The 19,890-nt window shown below is 64.7% G+C and carries 15 protein-coding genes, 1 other RNA gene and 1 pseudogene; 11 read left to right on the top strand and 6 right to left on the bottom strand.

What is annotated here, in order from left to right:
* Positions 1 to 2: 2 nt before the first annotated feature.
* Complete coding sequence (brxL, locus tag Poly30_RS13780) at positions 3 to 2,060, top strand: BREX system Lon protease-like protein BrxL (RefSeq protein WP_419191363.1); 2,058 nt, start codon at positions 3 to 5, stop codon at positions 2,058 to 2,060.
* A gap of 328 nt (positions 2,061 to 2,388) precedes the next feature.
* Here the strand turns inward: brxL and Poly30_RS13775 are convergent, their stop codons facing one another.
* Entirely contained in the window at positions 2,389 to 3,570 is a 1,182-nt protein-coding gene (locus Poly30_RS13775; RefSeq protein WP_145198222.1) for a tyrosine-type recombinase/integrase, read from the bottom strand.
* A 1,587-nt stretch (positions 3,571 to 5,157) separates the two neighbouring features.
* On the opposite strand from Poly30_RS13775, the gene Poly30_RS13770 reads away from it, so the two are divergent.
* Complete coding sequence (locus Poly30_RS13770) at positions 5,158 to 6,270, top strand: hypothetical protein (protein ID WP_145198221.1); 1,113 nt, start codon at positions 5,158 to 5,160, stop codon at positions 6,268 to 6,270.
* A 124-nt stretch (positions 6,271 to 6,394) separates the two neighbouring features.
* Here Poly30_RS13770 and Poly30_RS13765 read toward each other — a convergent pair whose 3' ends face one another.
* On the bottom strand, positions 6,395 to 6,586 hold the full coding sequence (locus Poly30_RS13765; protein ID WP_145198220.1) for a hypothetical protein: 192 nt from the start codon (positions 6,584 to 6,586) through the stop codon (positions 6,395 to 6,397).
* On the opposite strand from Poly30_RS13765, the gene Poly30_RS13760 reads away from it, so the two are divergent.
* The 3 genes from Poly30_RS13760 (at position 6,585) to Poly30_RS13750 (ending at position 9,911) form a co-directional block, all read left to right on the top strand.
* A complete protein-coding gene (locus Poly30_RS13760; RefSeq protein ID WP_145198219.1) occupies positions 6,585 to 6,899 on the top strand; it encodes a helix-turn-helix transcriptional regulator in 315 nt (104 codons plus the stop codon). The genes Poly30_RS13765 and Poly30_RS13760 overlap by 2 nt on opposite strands.
* Positions 6,900 to 7,426: 527 nt before the next feature.
* Positions 7,427 to 9,508, top strand: a complete 2,082-nt coding sequence (locus Poly30_RS13755) for a YfjI family protein (protein ID WP_419191362.1) — start codon at positions 7,427 to 7,429, stop codon at positions 9,506 to 9,508.
* 130 nt (positions 9,509 to 9,638) lie between these two features.
* Positions 9,639 to 9,911: a helix-turn-helix domain-containing protein gene (locus Poly30_RS13750; RefSeq protein ID WP_145198215.1), complete on the top strand. Its 273-nt coding sequence runs from the start codon at positions 9,639 to 9,641 to the stop codon at positions 9,909 to 9,911.
* Here the strand turns inward: Poly30_RS13750 and Poly30_RS28465 are convergent.
* Positions 9,863 to 10,339: a hypothetical protein gene (locus Poly30_RS28465; RefSeq protein ID WP_419191416.1), complete on the bottom strand. Its 477-nt coding sequence runs from the start codon at positions 10,337 to 10,339 to the stop codon at positions 9,863 to 9,865. The two genes, Poly30_RS13750 and Poly30_RS28465, sit on opposite strands and share 49 nt — an antisense overlap.
* Before the next feature lie 15 nt (positions 10,340 to 10,354).
* Here Poly30_RS28465 and Poly30_RS28460 point away from each other — a divergent pair.
* Positions 10,355 to 11,044, top strand: a pseudogene (locus tag Poly30_RS28460) (tyrosine-type recombinase/integrase); the annotation flags it as partial.
* 239 nt (positions 11,045 to 11,283) lie between these two features.
* Here the strand turns inward: Poly30_RS28460 and ssrA are convergent.
* Positions 11,284 to 11,641, bottom strand: a transfer-messenger RNA (tmRNA) gene (ssrA, locus tag Poly30_RS13740).
* A gap of 161 nt (positions 11,642 to 11,802) precedes the next feature.
* Between ssrA and Poly30_RS13735 the strand changes: the two genes are divergently transcribed.
* Entirely contained in the window at positions 11,803 to 13,506 is a 1,704-nt protein-coding gene (locus Poly30_RS13735) for a hypothetical protein (RefSeq protein WP_145198213.1), read from the top strand.
* Positions 13,507 to 13,546: 40 nt separating this feature from the next.
* Here the strand turns inward: Poly30_RS13735 and smpB are convergent, their stop codons facing one another.
* On the bottom strand, positions 13,547 to 14,038 hold the full coding sequence (gene smpB, locus Poly30_RS13730; protein WP_145198211.1) for an SsrA-binding protein SmpB: 492 nt from the start codon (positions 14,036 to 14,038) through the stop codon (positions 13,547 to 13,549).
* A gap of 34 nt (positions 14,039 to 14,072) precedes the next feature.
* Positions 14,073 to 15,446, bottom strand: a complete 1,374-nt coding sequence (locus Poly30_RS13725; RefSeq protein ID WP_145198209.1) for a serine hydrolase domain-containing protein — start codon at positions 15,444 to 15,446, stop codon at positions 14,073 to 14,075.
* 189 nt (positions 15,447 to 15,635) lie between these two features.
* On the opposite strand from Poly30_RS13725, the gene Poly30_RS13720 reads away from it, so the two are divergent.
* The 4 genes from Poly30_RS13720 to Poly30_RS13705 all read left to right on the top strand — a co-directional run bounded on the left by Poly30_RS13720 (position 15,636) and on the right by Poly30_RS13705 (position 19,886).
* On the top strand, positions 15,636 to 15,851 hold the full coding sequence (locus Poly30_RS13720) for a hypervirulence associated TUDOR domain-containing protein (RefSeq protein WP_145198207.1): 216 nt from the start codon (positions 15,636 to 15,638) through the stop codon (positions 15,849 to 15,851).
* Positions 15,852 to 16,002: 151 nt separating this feature from the next.
* Positions 16,003 to 16,371, top strand: coding sequence for a PRC-barrel domain-containing protein (locus Poly30_RS13715; RefSeq protein WP_145198205.1), 369 nt, complete (start codon positions 16,003 to 16,005; stop codon positions 16,369 to 16,371).
* 297 nt (positions 16,372 to 16,668) lie between these two features.
* Positions 16,669 to 17,229, top strand: coding sequence for an ECF-type sigma factor (locus Poly30_RS13710; protein ID WP_145198203.1), 561 nt, complete (start codon positions 16,669 to 16,671; stop codon positions 17,227 to 17,229).
* A complete protein-coding gene (locus Poly30_RS13705) occupies positions 17,226 to 19,886 on the top strand; it encodes a protein kinase domain-containing protein (RefSeq protein ID WP_145198201.1) in 2,661 nt (886 codons plus the stop codon). Before Poly30_RS13710 ends, Poly30_RS13705 begins: the two co-directional genes overlap by 4 nt.
* The last annotated feature ends 4 nt before the right edge of the window (positions 19,887 to 19,890 follow it).

Here is a 19,890-nt window from a genome sequence, read left to right as displayed (position 1 = left end):
GCATGACATCAATCGAAATGGACCACTTGGATCAGGTCGCAGCGGCAGCCCTGGACGGCTACCTCGTCCGCAAGGACCTCGTGCGCCGCTACTCGCGGCAATACCCCGTACCCACCTATGTGGTCGAGTTCCTGTTGGGCCGGTATTGCGCGAGCACGGATCCCGAGGAGATCGAGGAAGGCCTCGCGATCGTCGAGAAGCAGCTCCAGGGGCGCACGGTACGCACCGGGGACGAAGAGCTCTTCAAGTCAAGGGCACGGGACGATGGGCCCGTGAAGCTCATCGACATCGTTCGAGCGAAGCTCGACACGAAGAACGATTGCTACGCAGCAGAGCTTCCGAGCCTCGCCCTGAAGGGAGTTCAGATTGCTGACAGCATGGTCAAGGAGAACGAGCGGATGCTGACCGACGGTTTCTACGCGGAGGTAACACTCGAGTACGACGCCTTGATCGCGCAGGAGAAGAACGGGCGGCCCTTCCGGATTGCGGCGATTCGCCCGATCCAGATGTCGAAGCCCGACGTTCTCTCCGTCTTCGCCAAGGGGCGCGAGGGCTTCACAACCGAGGAGTGGCGACACTTCCTGATCCGCTCCGTCGGCTTAGAGCCCACCGCTCTCGATGAACGCGCCCAGAGGGTCGTGCTGTTGCGCATGATCCCGTTCGTCGAGCGCAACTACAACCTGGTCGAGCTCGGACCGCGCGGCACCGGCAAGAGCCACATCTACCAGCAGATCTCGCCGTACTCGCACCTCATCTCGGGCGGCAAGGCCACCGTGGCGAAGATGTTCGTGAACAACGCCAGCGGCCAACGCGGACTCGTCTGCCAGTACGACGTGGTCTGCTTCGACGAGGTGTCCGGGATCTCCTTCGACTCCAAGGACGGCGTGAACATCATGAAGGGCTACATGGAGTCCGGGGAGTTCAGCCGCGGCAAGGAGAGCATCAGAGCCGAGGGCGGGATGGTGATGATCGGCAACTTTGATGTCGACGTGGCGCAGCAGCAGCGCATCGGTCACCTACTCAGCCCCCTTCCCCCGGAGATGCGCGACGACACGGCGTTCCAGGACCGCATCCATGCATTCGCACCCGGCTGGGACTTCCCGAAGCTCAACCCGGGGGAGCACCTCACCGACCACTTCGGACTGGTCAGTGACTTCCTCAGCGAGTGCTGGAGCCGGCTGCGTCAGTCGAGCCGCGTCTCGGCGCTCCAGGGCCGCGTGTTCTGGGGAGGCGCCCTCAGTGGGCGCGACATCAACGCCGTTCAGAAGACGACCTCCGGGCTCTTGAAGCTCCTCTTCCCCGACCCCGAGATGCCCGTGCCGGACGAGGACCTCGAGTGGATCGTCCGCCTGGCTCTGGAGTCTCGTCGGCGCGTGAAGGAGCAGCAGAAGCGCTGCCTGAAGAGCGAGTTCCGCAATACCCACTTCAGCTACACCATGGGCGTCGACGGGGTGGAACAGTTCGTTGCCACGCCGGAGCTGCACAGCGACGAGGCCATTGACGGCGACCCCCTTCCCCCAGGGCAGGTATGGGCCGTCGGACCGGGCGGAGGTGAGGCCGGAGCGGGCCTCTACCGCATCGAGGTGGCGGTCGGTCCCGGCAGCGGAGCCAAGATCCTCAACCACCCCCAGCCGCCCGCGTTCCGCGAGAGCGTCAAGGTAGGCGAGCAGAACCTCTACACCCGAGCCAAGCAGCTTGTGGGCGACCGGGATCCGCGCAGCCACGAGTTCTCGATCCAGCTGCGCCCGTTCGACGCGGACAAGTCAGGCGCGGGCCTGGGCCTCCCGCTGCTCATCGCGCTCGTGGGTTCCCTGCTTGAACGCAGCACCCGCGGCGGCATGATCGTGGTCGGGTCTCTCAACCTGGGCGGCTCGATCGAGATGCTCCCGAACCCCGTCGCGATCTCAGAACTGGCCGTCGACAAGCAGGCCACGACGCTTCTGATGCCGGTCGCCGCTAGGCGGGCTCTCAACGACCTTCCCGACGACATCTGGACCAAGATCAATATCGAGTTCTACAGCGATCCGACCGACGGAGTATTCAAGGGCCTGATGGAGTAGCCTGATCTGACCTCAAGTCAGATGAACAGGCTCCACAGAGCCCGAGAGCGGCGCTCTGGTGCATCTGGGAAGATCCGATGGAATCGCTCATCCTCTCAGGAGTTGAGATCTTTGGGGGGGAGACTTCTTCGAGTGGCAACAAGAGGCCCCTTCGCGGTGGCCATGGAAAGAGGCTAGGTTCACGGCCCCTCCAGGCGGCCTACCTAGGGAAAGACCATGGATCTTTCCTATCTGCGCGTCAGCGCCGCTTTTTCCCCGCTGAGATGCTCGTTGGGGCCAGTTCGTGCTCGTACGCGATGGTTTCGGAGGGTGAGTAGTTGGGGTCCCGTCAACGTTCAGCTCGCCCTCCAAGGTGCGGCATGGCCTCTACAGCCGCTGAGAGAGCATCCAGCCTCGTGTGCGAGTAGTGCGCCGTCTGCGCGTAGTCCGCGTGGCGTGCGAGGGTCTGATGAGTCTTCGGGTCCGCCCCACTTCGGCCCGCCCATGTGATGAACGTGTGCCGGAGAGCGTGGAAGTCGAAGAAGCGCCCAGCCCCATCGACGTAGGGGATCTCCGCCAGCTCCAAGTCCGCGCGCAGCATCGCCGCTGCGTTCGAGACCTGGAAGGATGGGAAGACCTTGGCGTTCACGGCCTTGCCATCGCAGTGAGCCGCCAGGGCGTCCTCAAGATCTGACTGGAGAACGATCGGGTCGCGCCTGCCGCTCTGCTTGCCGGCCTTCGTCTCGTTTGCCTCGGGTAGCAGGTACCCGGGGGTCACCTCACCGTCGTCATCTCTGCGCCAGTGGATCCAGCTCACCTTGAACCGCCCGAGCTCCCCCGCCCGTAGTCCAGTCAGGGCCGCCGTCCAATACAGCAGAGCCCTCAGATCTGGAGTCATGTCGAGCACCGATTGGTCGCTTGCGCGGGTCCGCTCCAGCAACAGCTTGAACTCCGCCACGGTTCCGTCTCGCCGAGGGTGCCGCGGCATCTCCGACCCCCGGCTTCGTTTGCTCAAGCTCGCCAGGGTGTTCTCGACCACGAGCTTCTCGTCCGTCAACCACTTGCCGAAGTGGCGCAGGCTCGTGACGTGGTGATTGTGTCGGGCTACGCCCCATCCCTTGTCTCCCCGGCATCGGCGCGCGAGTTCGTTTTGGATCTCGAGCACGTCGATGTCCAGCCACGTTTCGACCCCAAGGGCCTCGAAGATGCGGCGAACCTGGGCCGTGGTCTGCCTCAGATGCTGCTCTGTGACGCCACGCGCTTCGATACTTGCCGCCCAAGCGGCCTCAAGGCGCTCGATCGAACCCACCGCGGCCACTCGGCGCTCGTCAATGACACCCCAGGCGACGAGTCGTTTGCGGTATTTGGGGGCCATCGCTGATATCCAGCGCAGCATGTCCGGGCTCAGGGTCTCGCCGGTCTGACGGTGCGCGAGGAGCTCACGGACCCGCCTCTCGAAGGCCTCGGAGACACGCTTTGACTCGAAGAGGAAGAGCTCGCGGCGCTTGCCTCGCTGGTCCAGGAACCGCATCGAATAGGTCTTCGCGGGCCCACGAGTGCCGTCCGCGCGGCGGACTCGCCGGCGCTCAACCACAGTAGCCCCCCCGGGCGGATGGTTCCCCTTCGGGCGGCGACCCTACCACCTCTGGGGCCACGAGGACGACGCCGGCGTGAAGCTGAGTTGCGCTCCGCCGATCGGTTCGTCCTGCGACGGAGATGGAGGCCGGCAGAAGGGTGCAAGCCACGCCCTCGCGGAACTTTGCCTGCTGCATGTCGATCAGGGCTCTCGAGTTCTCGACGTCCACAGCAGACCGGATTCCGGTCGTATGCAACGTCGGCGAACTACACGGTGTGATGGTCATTCTCCAATTGTAGATCTGCTCGGCCGTCGGCGGATCGAGGCCCTGCGTTCAACTATCGGCAGCCAAGATGCGCTGAGGATGTGCTCGATTGAGCTGTCACGTCGCGCCCTGATGCTGCTGGTCCTGCGAAGGCGAAGTGACCTTCGCGCGACGGATTCCCACGACGCTGTGGCAGTGCGGGGCCGCCAGGATGAGCTGGTAGGACATTCATGAACGCCGTGGAGTGCGAGTTCACCAACGGGCCCTCTTCGTGCGTATCTTGGCAATTTGCCCAATCCAGAGCATTCTCGACCGGGTGCCGTATGTGGTGATTCTCCACAGTTTGGCAGTTTCCTCGTTGTTTGAGGGCCGCGCTCATGTCGGCCTGGAGAGCAACGCAATTCAGCGGCATCAGCCCGCGACATCCATTTTCCCGGCTACGGCCGCGACCGCAGCCGTTCCCTATGGAACCCGCGCCGATAGGCTCGCCTGGCTCTCACAGCTTGCGCTGCCTCGTCACGGTGGAGGCGCAGCATCATCGCGCCGATCCCGTGCCCCTTTCGAGCGCTCGCCCCGTGCTCCCTCTGGCTGCGATACGTTGCTCCTCGGCACTTCCGGCACATCCATGGGGTCCAGGGCACCCGCGGTCCGTACAGGTGTGCCCGGCGTTTTCCGCAGTCGCCGCACAGGAACCACCAGCGGACGCCACCCCATGGCGCGGGCGCAGACTGGAGTTTCACACGCTGACGCCAGCGCGAGCCAAGAGTCAGGCGGCTCGAGCTCGACGCCGTCACTCGCACCTGGAGGGTGATCTCTACGGCGCCGCCCCTGCCTCCACCCCAGCCATGTACCTGGACGGCATCGATCGCGAAGGCGAAGGATGAAACCCCCGAGTGCCATGCTTCCACAGCATCGACCTCGATAACGGCCCAGAACTCGGGGATCGGCTCCCCACTTGCCAGCGTCCAAGGTCTTGCCAACGCTCCGGTCCAGGCCAGGCCACTGGCGTCCAGTCGCGCCAGCTCTTCCACCGCTGGTTTCATCAATGCCTCCGTTTTCAGGCCTCAGGAGCCGAAATCCCCAGCGACAGGCTCCTGCCTTAGAATACCGACGGGTAGCTGATGACGGTCAGCGCGAGCTTGGCCTCGGCTGGAATTGCACGTTGCGTTCAGCCGGGGCTGGGCGACCCACTTCAACGTGCTATGCCTCGGTCCATCATTTTCTTCCGCGAGTGGGAGGGACTGAATTCGTCTTTCCCCTATCCGCTCTTTGACCACTTGCCCGACGCCCGGGCTGCCTGCGACGCCTTACACAAGGTAGCACTCGAAACTCAGATAGCTGAGCCAGCCGCATGGGCCGCTCAGCTGCAGAAGGCGGCCAACGAGGAGAGCATCCGACGTGCGGCCATCGAGCGGGCGATCCGAACGGGGCAGGATCCTCCACACCGATTCTGGCGACAGAGCGAGGTGGAAACCGCAGCCCGTGTGAACAAGTGGCTCAAGTCCGAGAAGCGAGTCGAATGGGGCATTCTGTGGGACGAGGAGCAGGACCTCTCGCATGACCACGACGACCCCATGGGCGACGAGAGCGCGGGGCTGCCATCAATGAATCGCAACCAACGGCGGATCATGGGCCACATTCGGATTGATCCTGACGTGGGCCCTGGGGTCAACCACTTCGTCACCGAGGCACCCTCGCTGACACTGGGGCTCGTGGTGGCCGCCTTGCTCGACCATGAAGGCCATTCGATCAAGACTTCCAGGACCAACATCGCCGGTCGCGTTGGCGTTCTCAACGCGGAGGAGATGAGTTCAGACCTTCTCACTGAGGCCCGGCTTCAGATGGACAGGGTGGATGCTCCAGTCTCCCGCGATGCCGATCCAGAGCTTTCTCGGTTGGCGCGCATTCGACAGGAAGTGCGGGCGGCTGCGGACGATGAGATCAGGACGTATCGCGACCACGAACCCGCTAGCTTGAGGCGTCGAATCCTCGAGTCCCTGCGGTCCCAGTGGGTTCAGTATTCGCCGTCGTGGGTACGAGGGGTCCTGGATTCTGATACCAGGGCGCATGCGCCATCTGACGGGAAGAGCCGACTCGACGTACTGGGTCCAGACGCGACGCCCCGAGACGCGCGCGTGCCGCTGTCTGATTTAGAGCGCAGGCTTCTCGAGACTCTGGTTGACCTGCCTCCTGAGTTAGGCCTCCTCGAAAAGCAACTGGTGGCCAGGATTCCTGGCACTGAAGTAGGAAGCTTGAGAACGCGCCAGGTGGGCGGGCTCCGAAAGCGCGGTTGGGAACTCAAGAATCGGCGGAACTGCGGCTACTACCTCACCGAGGCCGACCGAGAGCGGTACTCGACCATCTTCAAGCCAAGAGACGGCGAGTGCTGAGGCGGGTGAGTGCGAATCCGCCGCACGCAACACGTGTGCAATGACGTAGGCATTGACGTAGGCAGACTCAGGAACGCCTCGGGACCACTCTCGGGGCATGAAGATTCCAAGACTGTTACCGGTCTCATCCCTCGCCGCGGTTCTCGGTGTCCGTGTTGTCGATCTCCGCGATGCGGCCGATCGAGGTGAGATTCCCTTTGTCCGAATTGGCCAGCATGGCCGGCTTTTTGACCGATACGCCGTCGAGCGCGCTCTGCTTGCCAAGGCGGCAGGCGACGAGAAGGGGAGGCCTCAGGGCACCCGGGAGGCATCGCATGAAGCCTCCTGAAAGCGCGCACCCCCGGGCCGCCGTGAGGCGGACACCAGGGGGCGACACAAGCATCCCAAGTATCGCCCATCAGGGCGAGGCTGTCCAGCCGCTACTCCTTCCTGCGCCAAAGGTCGCAGAGATGCTGGGAGTGAGTAAGCGCCAGATCGCGGGGCTTCGGTCATCGGGTCGTTTGCCCTCTCCTGTCCGCCTTGGCAGGTCCGTTCGCTGGCGCCGCGAGGAAATCGAGGCCTGGATCGCGGCTGGTTGCCCCACTCGAGACCGATGGGATACCCGCTCCAACAGAGGAGGGAAGTCATGAGTCCTTCAAGTGGTTGGCGCAATGTGAACCGTGATGACCGTTGCCCTCTCTGCGATCACGCCGATTGGTGCTCGATTGCTGACGATGGCGGCGCGGTGGTGTGTGGCCGGAACGAGAGTCTTCCACCCGGATGGCGATTCCTCAAGAATGCCGAAGATGGACGTCAGGTCTTTCAGAGTGATACCAGCGCCGGAATCACCCCCCGAGCGCATCGAGAGATCACTGGATCCAGGTCGCAGCCGAAGGCGGGTAGCCTCGCAGCGTTTCCTCCTCGGCATTGGCGGGACGAGGCGATCCGCTACTCGACAGGTTGCTCGTCTCAGAAGCTGGAGGAGCTTGCCACCTCACTCGGAGTCTGCGCTGCAGCTCTCAGGGCGATTGGCATAGGCTGGGTTGGACCGGAAGACCTTCGTGGACTTCGAGCTGGAGGCGGCGAAGGTTGGTCGCGGGAGGGAGGTGCGTACTGCTTCCCCGAGAAGGACGGGGGGCGAGAGTACGTCGGACTCAGCCTGCGGACCGCAGCTGGTGTGAAGGGATTCCCCAAGGGGGCGGCACGCGGCTTGGTCGTCCCTGAACACCTCGATGATCTGCCTGGACCGGTTCTGATTGTCGAGGGGGCATCGGACGTCGCTGCCTGCCTGACACTCGGTCTGCCTGCCGTGGGGCGACCGTCGAACAGCGCCGGATCCAAGCAGCTGCTGCACCTGCTACGGGATCGCGTGGTTCTCGTCGTCGGTGAGCGTGACGAAAAACCGGATGGTCGGTGGCCCGGACGCGACGGCGCTGTTGCCGTAGCAGACAAGCTGGCCGACCGTTGGGGGCGAACTGTTCCTTGGTCGTTGCCTCCCGCCAAGATCAAGGACGTGCGGGAATGGCTTGCAAGCCGCGTGTCGGAAGGTCTCGACCTCGCCGACGGGGATGCCTGCCGGAGCAACGGCCGCTTGTTGCTTCAGGAGCTCTTGACAGCCTCTGAGCCTATACGACCCAGGCAAGGCGAGACGATCCCAGAGCAGGCACCGTATCCAATCGATGCCCTGCCCATGTCGATTCGAAACCTCGCGCTTGAAGGGGCTGTGGCGATTGGCTGCGATCCTTCTATGATCGCGCTTCCCGCCGTTGTTGCGTGTGCTGGGGTGATCGGGCTCAGCCGTGATGTGGCCATCAAAGAGTCGTGGCGAGAGCCCTGCATACTCTGGGGTGCCGTGGTGGCTCGAAGCGGAGCGCGAAAGGATCCTGCTCTTGACCTCGCATCAGGCCCTCTTCGTGAGATCGACGAGGCCGCACGTCGCAAGCACGACGTTGCCAAGCGCGAACACGAGACGGCCATGCAGTGCTACCTGAAGGAGGAGGCGCGCTGGAAGAAGTCCAAGGACAAGGAGGATCCACCGGAGAAGCCCGAGGCTCCGGCGAGAGAACGTCTCGTCGTGCAGGACGCGACCTATGAGGCGCTCACACGGATAGTCGCCGAGACGTCGCGCGCCTCGGTCATCGCGATCCGTGGCGAACTTGGCGCATGGATCCATGAGTGGAACGAGTATGGATCAAGCGGTCGCGGCTCTTCCCACGCCGCGAAGTGGCTCGAGATGAACGGCGGCCGCTATCCCGCGGTCGATCGTGTGGGGGCTGGTGAGGTGTTCGTCTCCAGAGCAGCAGTCTCCGTTGTAGGGGCAATCCAGCCGGGGACCCTTCGGCGCTTGCTCGGTGGCGGGGAACATATTGACTCAGGCTGCGCCGCTCGGGTTCTCTGGGTGATGCCGTCGTTTCAGCCATCTGCTTTCTCACACGCAGTGGTGAAGGAAGCAACAAGTCAGCTCTACGCGACCGTCATCCAACGGCTCCATGCCCTCGAGCGAGTACCGATGCTCTTCGAAGACGGGGCCGTCGGACCTCAGTCAGTCAGGCTCAAGTTGAGCAAGCGCGCGCTGTTGATCTTCGAAGGTTGGTTCAATGAGCTCGCCTGCCAAATGTGGCAGATGCCAGACGATCTGGCCTCGTCGGCGAGCAAGCTCGAGGGCGGTGCCGCACGCATCGCCTTGGTGATTGCACTGGTCATCGCAGCGGAGAAAGGCACCCAGGTCGAGCTTGATGAGATCGATGAGGTATCGATGGCTGCGGGCGTGAAGCTCGCTCGATGGCACCTGGCAGAGTCCCGTCGCATTTTCGAGGTCCTTCGTGGAAGTAAGCCTCAATCCGGCGAGGATCGAAGAGTTGCGGAACTCGTCGACTGGATTGAGGAGAATCCAGACTCGACTGCGCGCGATGTCTATCGGAGTCTGGCCAGGTTCAAAGGGAAGGACGGGACCAAGCGCGCGAAAGCTGCACTTGAAGAGCTCTCTCGTCCAGGAGGGCCACTGGTATGCGAACAAGGCCCGAAGACGCGGCATTATCGCAAGCGAACGGTCGACGATGACGTGCCGGATGACAGTTCGAGCCTTGGCTCCCCTGCTATCGCCGAAAGTGTCGGTGTCGGTACTGACATAGGCCCTACTCAGGAACGGACGACACCCGCCCAGGCCGGCTGCAGCCAGGAGGACGCTCCATCGATCATCGACAATGAGCGGCCATCGGCTGATGGCGTCACCGACCTGGATTGGGACGACCCAGGGTAGTCCTGGCGCCCGTGCCGCGCCGGCGGCTCGGGCTCTGCTGCAGGAACACCTGTTCTCGTGGGCGCGAGGTACCTGATCGGCCTCGCGCCCACTTTCCTTTCTACATCCGCCCATCTGCATCCTTGTACCGATGGATAATCTCTATCACTATATCCACATGACTGTTCCTGACTCGCCTGCTGGTCGTCCACGACTCGAGCCCCGCCCACGTGGCAAAGTTGCCGAGGCCCTCAGGAAGGCCCGATCTCGGTTTGGCTGGTCTCAGGTGGAGGCCGCGAAGGACCTTGGCATTCCCCAGAGCACCCTGGCGGCCTGGGAGTCCGGCAGCAAGCGGCCAAGTCACCTGGCTCAGCGCTACCTCGATGAGGTCTGGATCCCGAAGTCCAAGGAGGCCGGCCAATGAGAGTGTTCCGCAAGTACCGCAAGGGCCCCCGTGGGGCTCAGGTCCCGTGCAAGAAGTGGTACGTCGAGTTCCGGGATCACCGAGAGGTCGTCCACCGGCTCGCGGCATTCACCGACAAGGCGGCCTCGACAGAGCTTGGCCGCAAGGTGGAGCGGTTGGCATCCCTTCGATCCGCCGGCGAACCGCCCGACGCGGAGCTCTCGAGGTTCATCGCTTCGATCCCTGACCGACTGCGAGAGCGGCTCGGTGAGATCGATCTCATCGATCGGAGCAGGATGGCCGGGAGTCGGCCGATCGACGCGATCGTCGACGAGTATGCGGCCACCTTGCTGGCCCGCGAGCGGACCCCGAAGTACGTGAGCAAGGTCAGGAAACGGGTCGAGCGCGTGCTCGAAGGGATCCGAGCGCAGACGCTTCTGGAGTTTCATCCTGCCAAGGTTGAGATGTTCCTCGCATCCCTCCGCGGCGACGGCCTCGCCATGCGGACGTCCAATCACTACCTCGCATCGGTCAGTGGGTTCACTGCCTGGGCCGTGGTCCAGGGCTATGTGACTGAAGACCCGTTGACGACCGTCAAGCCGGTCAATGCTCGGATGGACCCCCGTCGAGAGCGGCGGGCCCTGTCGTTCGACGATGAACTGCCACGGCTGATTCAGGCGGCTGCGAACGGTCCAGAGCACCGTGGTGTGTCAGGGCCTCTGCGTGCCCTCGTGTATCGACTGGCCGCCGAGACGGGGCTCCGAGTCGCCGAGCTGGTGTCCCTGCGTACCGCAGACCTGGACTTCGACTCTGAACGGCCCACCTTGCTCCTTCGGGCCTCCTCCGCGAAAAACCGCAGAGAGGCACGGATCGCCTTGAGGCCTACAACGGTCCAGGAGCTCCTCCCCCACCTTCGAGACCGGCTGCCGTCCGCGCCTGCGCTGGCGCTTCCCAAATCGTTCAAGGACAAGGCGACCCGATGGCTGAAGTTCGATTTGGAGGCCGCAGAGATCCCCTACGTCGACGACAGTGAGCGGGTGGCGGACTTCCACGCGCTTCGAGCGTCGTTCGTCTCAGGCCTCATGAAGACCGGCGCCAACCCGCGCACCGTTCAGAGCATGGCCCGCCACTCGAGCGCCGAGATGACGCTGGGGATCTACTCCAAGCTCGGCCGTGACGACGAGCGGGACGCCCTGGCGTTGCTCCCCGATCTTCCGTCGACCTGCAAGGAGGACGAGGTCATGCGAGCCACGGGTACGGACGACGCGGGCACCGGAAAAAGTGGTCCGCAAAATGGTCCGTTTCAGGGCGCTTCAACCTGCACTTCTATGCAACTGGCTGCCCCCCTGAACGGCCCTGAAGGGTCCGAAACAGGGGGGCAGCCAGCTGTGGATGGTGGAGGCGGGGGGAGTCGAACCCCCGTCCCAGAATCAGAGCTCATCCAAGCGTCTACGTGTGTATCCCACCGGCAAAGATCTCGTGTCGAAGCCGCCCGTGGGCACGTTGCTTCGACACCAGCCTCAGAAATGTCTCGTCACGCGGCCCTGAGGCGCAGCTTTGTGACCAGCCCGCTAAATGGCGTTCCTGCAGAGCCACGGGCACTCTCTGCAGCAACGGGCAGATCAAGCTGCCAGTGCGTAGTTGTTGTCGGCAAGTAAATTGCCTTTCCCGGGATGATTAGCGGGGTGACCTGGGATCCCCGACACGCAGCTCGGCGGCACATGTAAACCGGTCGAAACCAGTGCGCCCCCAAACGATTTTGCCGGTGGCGTCTCGCGCCCGAGGCGCCGCCAGCGGTGGGAGCTTAGGGCGCGGATGACAGGGGCACAACTGGCGATTTTGGCGATCTGACGGGGATTTCCAGGGCGTCCAGGGTCTCGGCGGCGCCGATCCGGTTCCTATGCTTCGGGGCATGTCCTCTGCCCACGAAATCGATCCGCCCGCAAGCCCCGGGACCGCGTCGCCGGGCGGATGGCTCGTCGGGGTGGCGCTTGGGCTCCTGACCCTGTTCTTGGCGGCCAGCGCGCTTTCGTTCTGGCCCTACACCGTCGACGACGCCTTCATCAGCCTTCGCTACGCCCAGAACCTGGTCGAGCACGGCGAGCTGGTCTGGAACCTCGGGGAGCGGGTGGAGGGGATCTCCAACCCGCTCTGGACCCTCTGGGGCGCGCTGGGACTGGTGGTCCATGCGCCCGTCGTTCTGTGGCTGAAGGGGTCAGGGCTTCTCGCGGGACTGGCGCTCGTTCCCCTGACGTACTGGCTCGGGCGGCGCGTCGGGCTCGGGCGCGCGGCCGGGCTCGGGGCCGCGGCCATCGTCGCGACCAACGCCTCGCTCGCGCTGTGGTCCGTCGCGGGGCTGGAGACGGCGAGCTTTGCGCTCTTGCTGACGCTCTTCGCCCTTCGGATGGAGCACGAGCTGCGCGCGCGCGCCCGGGGCGGGTCCGCGCTGCCGGTGTCGGCGGCGCTGTTCTTTCTTTGCTGGGCCAGCCGGCCCGAGGCTCCCGCGTACGGGCTCTACATCGTGGTTCGGCGCTTTCTCGCGGGAGAGCGGCCGCCGCTCGGGCGCGCCGATCTCGTCTGGGTGCTGGTGGCCGGGCTGCCGATTGCGGCGTACGAGGTCTTTGGGCTGGCGTACTTCGGCGGGCTCCTGCCGGCCACGCACACCGCCAAGCTCGGCGGCGGGTCCTCGTTCTTCGGCGGCAAGTTCGCTCGCTTCCTCGGGACTCGGTTTCTGTTCGGGCAGGGGCCGCTGTTCGCCGCGCTCTGGATCGCAGGGTTCGTCGGCGTGGTGACCGGGCTGCGCAGGATCCCGGCCGTGGCGTGGACGATGTCGGTAGCCGGGCTTGTCTTCATCGCGTACGCGTTCACCGACTGGATGCCGCGCTTTCGCTTCTTCGTTCCCCCACTACCGTTCCTGGCGCTCGCCTGCGCCTTCGGAGTGGAGCGGCTCGCGGGGCTCCTCACCCGCCAGCACCGCGTGGCCGTTCCGGTGGCTCTCGCGCTGCTGATCGGCGGCGCCGCGTTCGATCAGGGCACGCGCGGCTACGACCGGTCCCACAACATCGAGATCGCCGTGGATCCGCGGGGCGCGTGGCCGCTCCACGTGGCGAGCCGAGCGCGCGCCGCCTGGGAGCCCGGCCGCCAGGAGATCGACGCCCTGATGGTGCTCCAGGAAACCCCGGAGGCCGAGGCGGTCGCCTGCCCCGACATCGGCTTCATCGGCGCGCTCGCGCGTAATCCGATCTGGGATATCCGGGGGCTCGTGACGCCGAAGGCCGCGGCTTTCCTTCCCGTGGAAGAGTCGGCGCCCGAGTTCGAGGAGGCCAGGCGCGCGATGCTCGACGACATGTTCGCGATGAACCCGGCGTTCATCCTGGTGCCGACGCGGCCCCAGGGCATGGCGCCGGTCGCGCGGCGCTTCGCGGCGGCGCTACGACAAGATCCACGCACCCAAGCGGGCTACGACGAGATCCCAGGCATGCTCCCCATGCGCGTTGTCTGGCGGCGGCGGGACCTCGTTCGACCGACAGCCGAGGAACGCAGAGCGCGTATCGAGGAAGGGTTCGCGCGCTTCCCGAGCTATCGGACCGACATGGCGGAGAGCGTTCAGCGCTGACGCGCCAGCGGCGGCATGGCGCGGCCGCGAACGGCCGGGCTCAGTTGCTGTCGTAGCGGCCGGACTTCGCCGTCCGCGCGATCTCGCGCTTGTCGTCGCGCTCGCGCTTGGACTGGCGCTTGTCGTAGATCTTCTTGCCCTTGCAGAGGCCGATGCGGAGCTTGACGAACGAGCCGTCCCACAGGATCTCCAGCGGGATCAAGGTCACGCCCTTCTCGCGCACCTTCCGATCCCACTTGTTGATCTGCTGGCGCTTCGCGAGCAGCTTCCGCTCGCGCACCATCTTGTGGTTGTGGATGTTCCCCTGGGCGTACTCGGGGATGTGCATCTGCATGAGCCAGAGCTCGCCGTTGCGGATCATGCAGTACGCCTCCTGGAGCGACACCCGGCCCGCGCGCAGGCTCTTGACCTCCGTACCGAAGAGCACGATCCCGGTCTCGAGTTCATCGAGGACCAGGTACTCGTGGGTCGCGCGCTTGTTGCGGGCGATGGTGCGGCGCTCGCGGGCGCGCTGGGGGGAGGCAGACGACATGGCGGAGAGAGTTTAGCTCAATCCGCTCTGGCTGCTATCGGGGAAACCGAACGGCCTCGGTGTGGCGACCGTGCTCCTTCAGGATCATGTGGCCCGCCAGCTTCTCTCCCTCCACCACCACGAACTCGACCTCGAGCTCGGGGTCCCGGGAGGAGACGAAGCGGTACTGGCCCTGGTACAGAAGCTTCTCCGTGGAGCGGTCGGAGGAAGAGAGGGTCAGGTGCCCCGACTTCTCGAGGTCGATCGAGAGCGTCGTGCAGCCAAGCTGGTAAGCGCCGACGCAGCGCGCCGCCTGGTCGGGCGGAAGCTCGAGGTCACTGATGCCCGGGAGCGGCAGGTCGAGGACCAGGCGCGTGAGGTTACGCTCGATCGTGCCCACCGGGGCCACCTCGTCGGCGGCCATCACGATCACCGTGATGTCGGGATCGGCGTAATGGGCCATGTGCATCGACATGCCCTCGGCCGCGCCGCCGATGGAGATGCCGCCATGGTCGCCAACGCGGGTCCGGTTGACACCGAAGCCATAGCCGGTCGGGGTCCCGTCCTCCAGGCGCTTCATCTCCGTCAGGGCCTCGAGCTGGTCCTCCTCGAGGATCAGGCCGTCACTGAGCGCGCGGCGGAGGCGCAGGAGGTCAAGGGCTGTGGTGCAGAACTCATCCTCGCCAAACGGATGAACCCCTTCGGGGACCGAGATGGACTCGCCCCCGATCTCGCGACTGCCGATCGACCCCTTGCGCGTGGGCGGAGCATCTTCGAGCCCAAAGCCAGAGGATTCAGCGTCTGCGGGCTCGAGGATGTGCTTCGTGATCCACTCGGAGAGCGGGGCACCGCTCACCTTTTCGATGATGGCGCCGAGGACCAGCGCGTTCGACTCGGAGTACTGGAAGCACGTGCCCGGTTTCGCCTCCAGTCCCTGGCCCTTCACCAGTTCCAACAGGGACGCGACCGTCGCGGCATCCCGCTCGTGGGGCGGAAGCGCGGCGTCCCAGCCGATCAGGCCCGAAGTCTGAGCGAGGAGGTGGTGGATCTGGACCTCACCCTCTTCCCACTTCAAATCCTCCAGGATCGAATGCACGGGCTGGTCGAGGGAGAGCTTCCCTTGCCCGACCAGCTGGAGGGCCGCGATCGCGGTGAGTGGCTCGACAAGGGCCTGGGCGCGCACGAGCTGCTGGGGATCGGCGATGTGTCCTCCCGGTAGACGGCCCCAACCCCTCTCCATGAGCGTCTCGTCGCCGAGCCCGATCACAACGATCATGCCTTCGAGATCGTTCTCTTCCATGGCGCTCTCGACCTGGTTCTCGAGGTGCGCCTGAAGCGCGTTTGGCTCGTTCGAGTCCTCCTGGGGCGCGCCAGAAAGAAGAGCGGTGGAGAGCGAAAGGAGGGCGATCGTTCGGGTGCACGTGAACATGGTGATCACTGTCGCCGCAAGCGCGCGGTGCGCCTACGGGCTCATGGGCGTATAGCGCATGGAGGCCGGGCGTAGTCGCATCGGGCCGCACGGCCGCTGCAAGCCGGGTCTAAAGCCGACTTTTCCAGGCGTTAAGGCGCCCTTTCTCCGGCCATTGGAGCCTCGGTCCCCAACCCAGGAGGCATTCCCATGATTCGAGAAGGAACCAAGGTCCAGTGGACCCACGCAGGCCATCCGGCCGAAGGCACAGTCGCCGAGATCTTCCACGAAGACGTCACCAGGACGCTGGATGGCTCGGAGATCACGCGCAAGGCGACCCAGGACGAGCCCGCCTATCTCATCGAGCAATCGGACGGCGCCCGCGTGCTGAAAGGCTCCAGCGAAGTCCAGCGAGCGGACGCCTGAGCCGCGCGTAGGGACCGGTCTGAAGAAGACTTTTCCTCGACATGAGGGAGGGCTCGCGCTGGCCTGCAACGCTCTCCCTCGTTCAGCCGTCCGGAGCTCTCGCTGAACCGTCTACCGCATTCTGCTCCCTTTCCACCGGCCCCCACCCACCATGACCACCCATCAAGCACCGCGACTTCTCTCTTCCAGCTCATTCGAAGGCACGAAGGTTCGCAACCTCGACAAGAAGGACATCGGGCACATCAAGGACCTGATGATCAACCTGCACACCGGTCGAGTCGCCTATGCCGTTCTGTCCTTCGGAGGCTTCATGGGCCTCGGCAACAAGCTGTTCGCCGTGCCCTTCGAAGCCTTCAAGCTCGATACCGGCGACGAGGAGCTGATCCTCGATGCCCGCAAGGACGTCCTCGAGAAGATGAAGGGCTTCGACGAGGACAACTGGCCCGACTTCGCCGACCCGGAGTTCCACACCCACGCCCATGCGGCTTGGAACACCAAGCCGTCGTGGACCCTCAAGTAGGGCGCGATTCGCAGAACGCAAGACGCTCGATCCCCGCTCGCGGGGATCGAGCGTCTTGCGTTCGTAAGAGACCCCGCGCGCCCGATGCTCCGCGCAATGTGAGCAGACGCGTCCCTTGAGCCAAGTCGCCGGGCCCACGCTTCCTCAAAGGAACGCATCCGGTACGTAGCGTCCGCCCGATCGCGCTGTCGTGACGGATCGGACGAATAGGTTCATCGGAAATTTGGCGGAAACCGAGGGGCCGACTCGTGATAGAGGATCCCGCCCCTTCATTCCTCTCTGAGAACGACAGCGCCCATGGCTGGATCCACGACCGATGCCTCCTCGACCGGCGATTCCACTTCCCCCACGGAAGCAGATGGCCTGGAGAAGCTCTTCGCTGCGCTGTATCAGGACCTCTATCGAAGCGCGGCGCGCGCCATGGCGAAGCAGGGGCCGGGTCACACGCTCCAGCCGACCGCGCTCGTCAGCGAGGCTTACCTGAAGCTGATGGGTGGCGCGACGGTCCCGTACTCCGATTGTGATCACTTCCTGCTCGCGGCCTCGAAGGCGATGCGGCACGTGCTCGTGGATCACTTCCGAGCGAGGACGGCGAGCACCCGGCCGCAGGGGCGCGTCGATATCGATCTCGAGCTTCTCATGGGCCCCTATGCGGAGCGAGCGGTGAGCCTCGAGCGCATCGATGAAGCCTTGACGGAACTGGGGCGAAGGGACGCGGACGCGGCGAAGCTGGTCGAGCTGCGTTTCTTCGGCGGGGTGGGCATGGAAGAAATCGCTCGGATTCTGGACACGCCGGTGCGGACGCTGGAGCGTCGCTGGAGCGGGATCAAGCGCTGGCTCCACGAGAGGCTCAGTTGACCGATTCACCGATGGACCGCCTCTTCGAGGTGGTCGACCAGGCGCTGCAGCTTCCGGCTGAGGAGCGGGAGAGCTACTTGCTCGAAGCCTACGCGGGGAACGCTGAGCTGCTGGCGGAAGCGCGCCGGCTCGTGGCGGCGGAAGTTCCCATGGACTTCCTCGAGCCGCCGTCGCGGCCCGGCAACCCCGACGCCTCCGGGCCGAGCCGCGGCGCGCGACTGGGTGACTTCGAGCTTCTCAAGGAAGTCGGGCGAGGCGGAATGGGGACCGTCTACCGGGCACGGCAGCTCAGTCTCGGTCGGGTCGTCGCGGTCAAGGTGCTCGCGGGAGGAAGGCGTCTGGACCCGCTCGCCTTGGAGAGGTTCCAGCGGGAGGCCGTGGCCGCATCGAAGCTCAGCCACTCGGCGCTCGTGAGCGTGATGGCCAGCGGCGTGGAAGAGGACTGCGCTTGGTTCGCGATGCCGCTGATCGAAGGCCATGACCTCCATGCGGAACTGATGGAGCAGTCGATCGCGAACTACGGGGCGGCGATCCTTCCGGCCTTCGGGACGCCCGAGTACACGAGCGCGGTCTGCAAGCAGATCGCCCACCTCGCGGAGGGGCTGGAGCATGCGCACAGCGAGGGGGTGATCCACCGGGACGTCAAGCCGCGGAACATCCTGATCGATCGCCATGGGGAGATGTGGCTGGCGGACTTCGGGCTCGCGAAGTCGGTCGGCGATCAAACGATCACGGAGACGGGGGCGCTGCAGGGAACGCCGTTCTACATGAGCCCCGAACAGACGCGCGCGCTCCGGGATCCGATCGGGCCGCGGACCGACGTGTACTCGCTCTCGGTCGTGCTCTACGAACTCCTGACGCTGCGCCGTCCGTTCCAGGGCGAGGACCTGCAGGATCTCCTGAACAAGATCTCGTCGGGAACGCCGGAGAAGCTGCGAGCGCTCAACACGAAGATCCCGCGGGACCTGTGCGTGATCTGCGAGACGGGCATGTCGCACCGGCCGTCGGACCGCTACGAGACGGCGCGCGCCCTGGCCGAGGACCTGCATCGGTTCCTGGCGGGAGAATCGATCCTGGCGCAGCCGTTGCCGCTGGCGAGGCGGGCGACGCGATGGATGGCGAAGCACCCTTGGAAGACGCTGATTCCCGGGGCGGCGGCGGCGGTCCTCGTGACTGGCTTTCTGGTGGCCCGCGCCGAACGCAAGCGGACCCTCCAGGACGGCATCCTGTCTTCGATTCGCGCGTTGACACAAGCAAACGATCCATCCCCGGGTCAGCTGGCGGCCGCCTGGGCGGCCCTTGGCAAGGTGGATCGTGGTGACGTCCCGAGTCTCCGGGATCACCCCAGGGTCCTGGAGGCAAGAAGCATGATCGAGGTAGAGATCCAAGGGCGGCTCAAGAGCATCGACGAGGCGGTTCTTGAGGGGAAGGGACCGCGTTTCGACTCGCGCTTTGGCCCTGACCTGGAGCTAGCGCCCGAGCCAGCAAAGCTGGTGGACGGGATCGTTCGCGCTAACGAGGGGGCGGCACTCTTTCCGGGTCACGCTGGGCTCGAAAAGCGCGCCATGATTGCCGGCATTCTCCCCCGAGTCGATGCGGTGGTGGCTGATTCACTGCTCCAGGGTTCTACCGCAGCGGTCTACGCCCAGCTGATCGACCCATTGACTGGTGATCTCTCTCCGGTGTCGGAGCTCGGGCCCACACCCGTGAAAGGAATGCCTTTGTCTCCAGGAATCTACCGATTCACGGTGGTTCTCTCCGACGGCCGCTTCGCAGAGATCGAGCGTGAACTCGAGTTCGGGTCGGAGGACCAGGGGTTCACGTTCTGGCCGCGGACGCAGGAGGAGATCGCAGCTCGCTGTGTCCTCGTCGAGCCGGAATCTGAAGACTTTCCCGAGGGAGAGCGTACGCCTCAGTGCTGGATCCCGCAGCAAGGTGCGCTGCTTGAGTCCTTCTGGCTCTCGCGATCGGAGCTCTCCCATGGTGACTACCTGGAGTTCTTGAAAGGCACGTCGATGGAGGCTCCAGGGTTCTGGTTGGACGCCGGATTCGACGCCATTCGAATGGAGTTCACAGGACCCAACATTCCTGTCGGATTTGACTTCGATCGATGGAAGACCCTTCCTTGCGTCCTGATCCCCTACGCGGAGCTCCGGCTGGCGGCGGAGTGGTTCGGCCTCCGGGTCCCCACCCATCTGGAGCTCGAGTACGGACATCGCGGCAGCGAGTTGCGCCTACAATCGAGCTCGACGGGTATCGGTGAAGCTCCTTCTGGCGCGCAGCTCCCGGTGGTGGGGCGCGCGGACTTCACCGGGAATCCAGAGCATGGGGGCTACTACTTTCACGTCTGTTCACAGCTGGAGCCGGTCCAGCTCCCTGCGGCTCGTACCGAGCCCCTCGGGCTCTATCACCCGCTGGGAAATGTCGCGGAGTTCACCTCGACGCTCGCGCTTGCAGTCTCGCCGACGATTACAGGGAGTCGGCTGGGCCATGGCTCCGGCCACACCGTCTTGGGGGTGTCGTGGTTGACATCAACCGATGCTGCATCGTTCGCCGTGCACGAAAGTTGTTCCGTAGAAGCCGGCCACGCGTCCAACGTTGCCGGGCTTCGCCCTGCCATCTCATCCTCTGCCGCCACCATTTCCCCACCTCGATAGTGTC

Origin of the sequence: Saltatorellus ferox, from assembly GCA_007751475.1 — a bacterium.
Lineage (GTDB): Bacteria > Planctomycetota > UBA1135 > UBA1135.
Note: the sequence above shows the minus strand (reverse complement) of the source record. Positions and strands in the feature narration are given on the sequence as shown.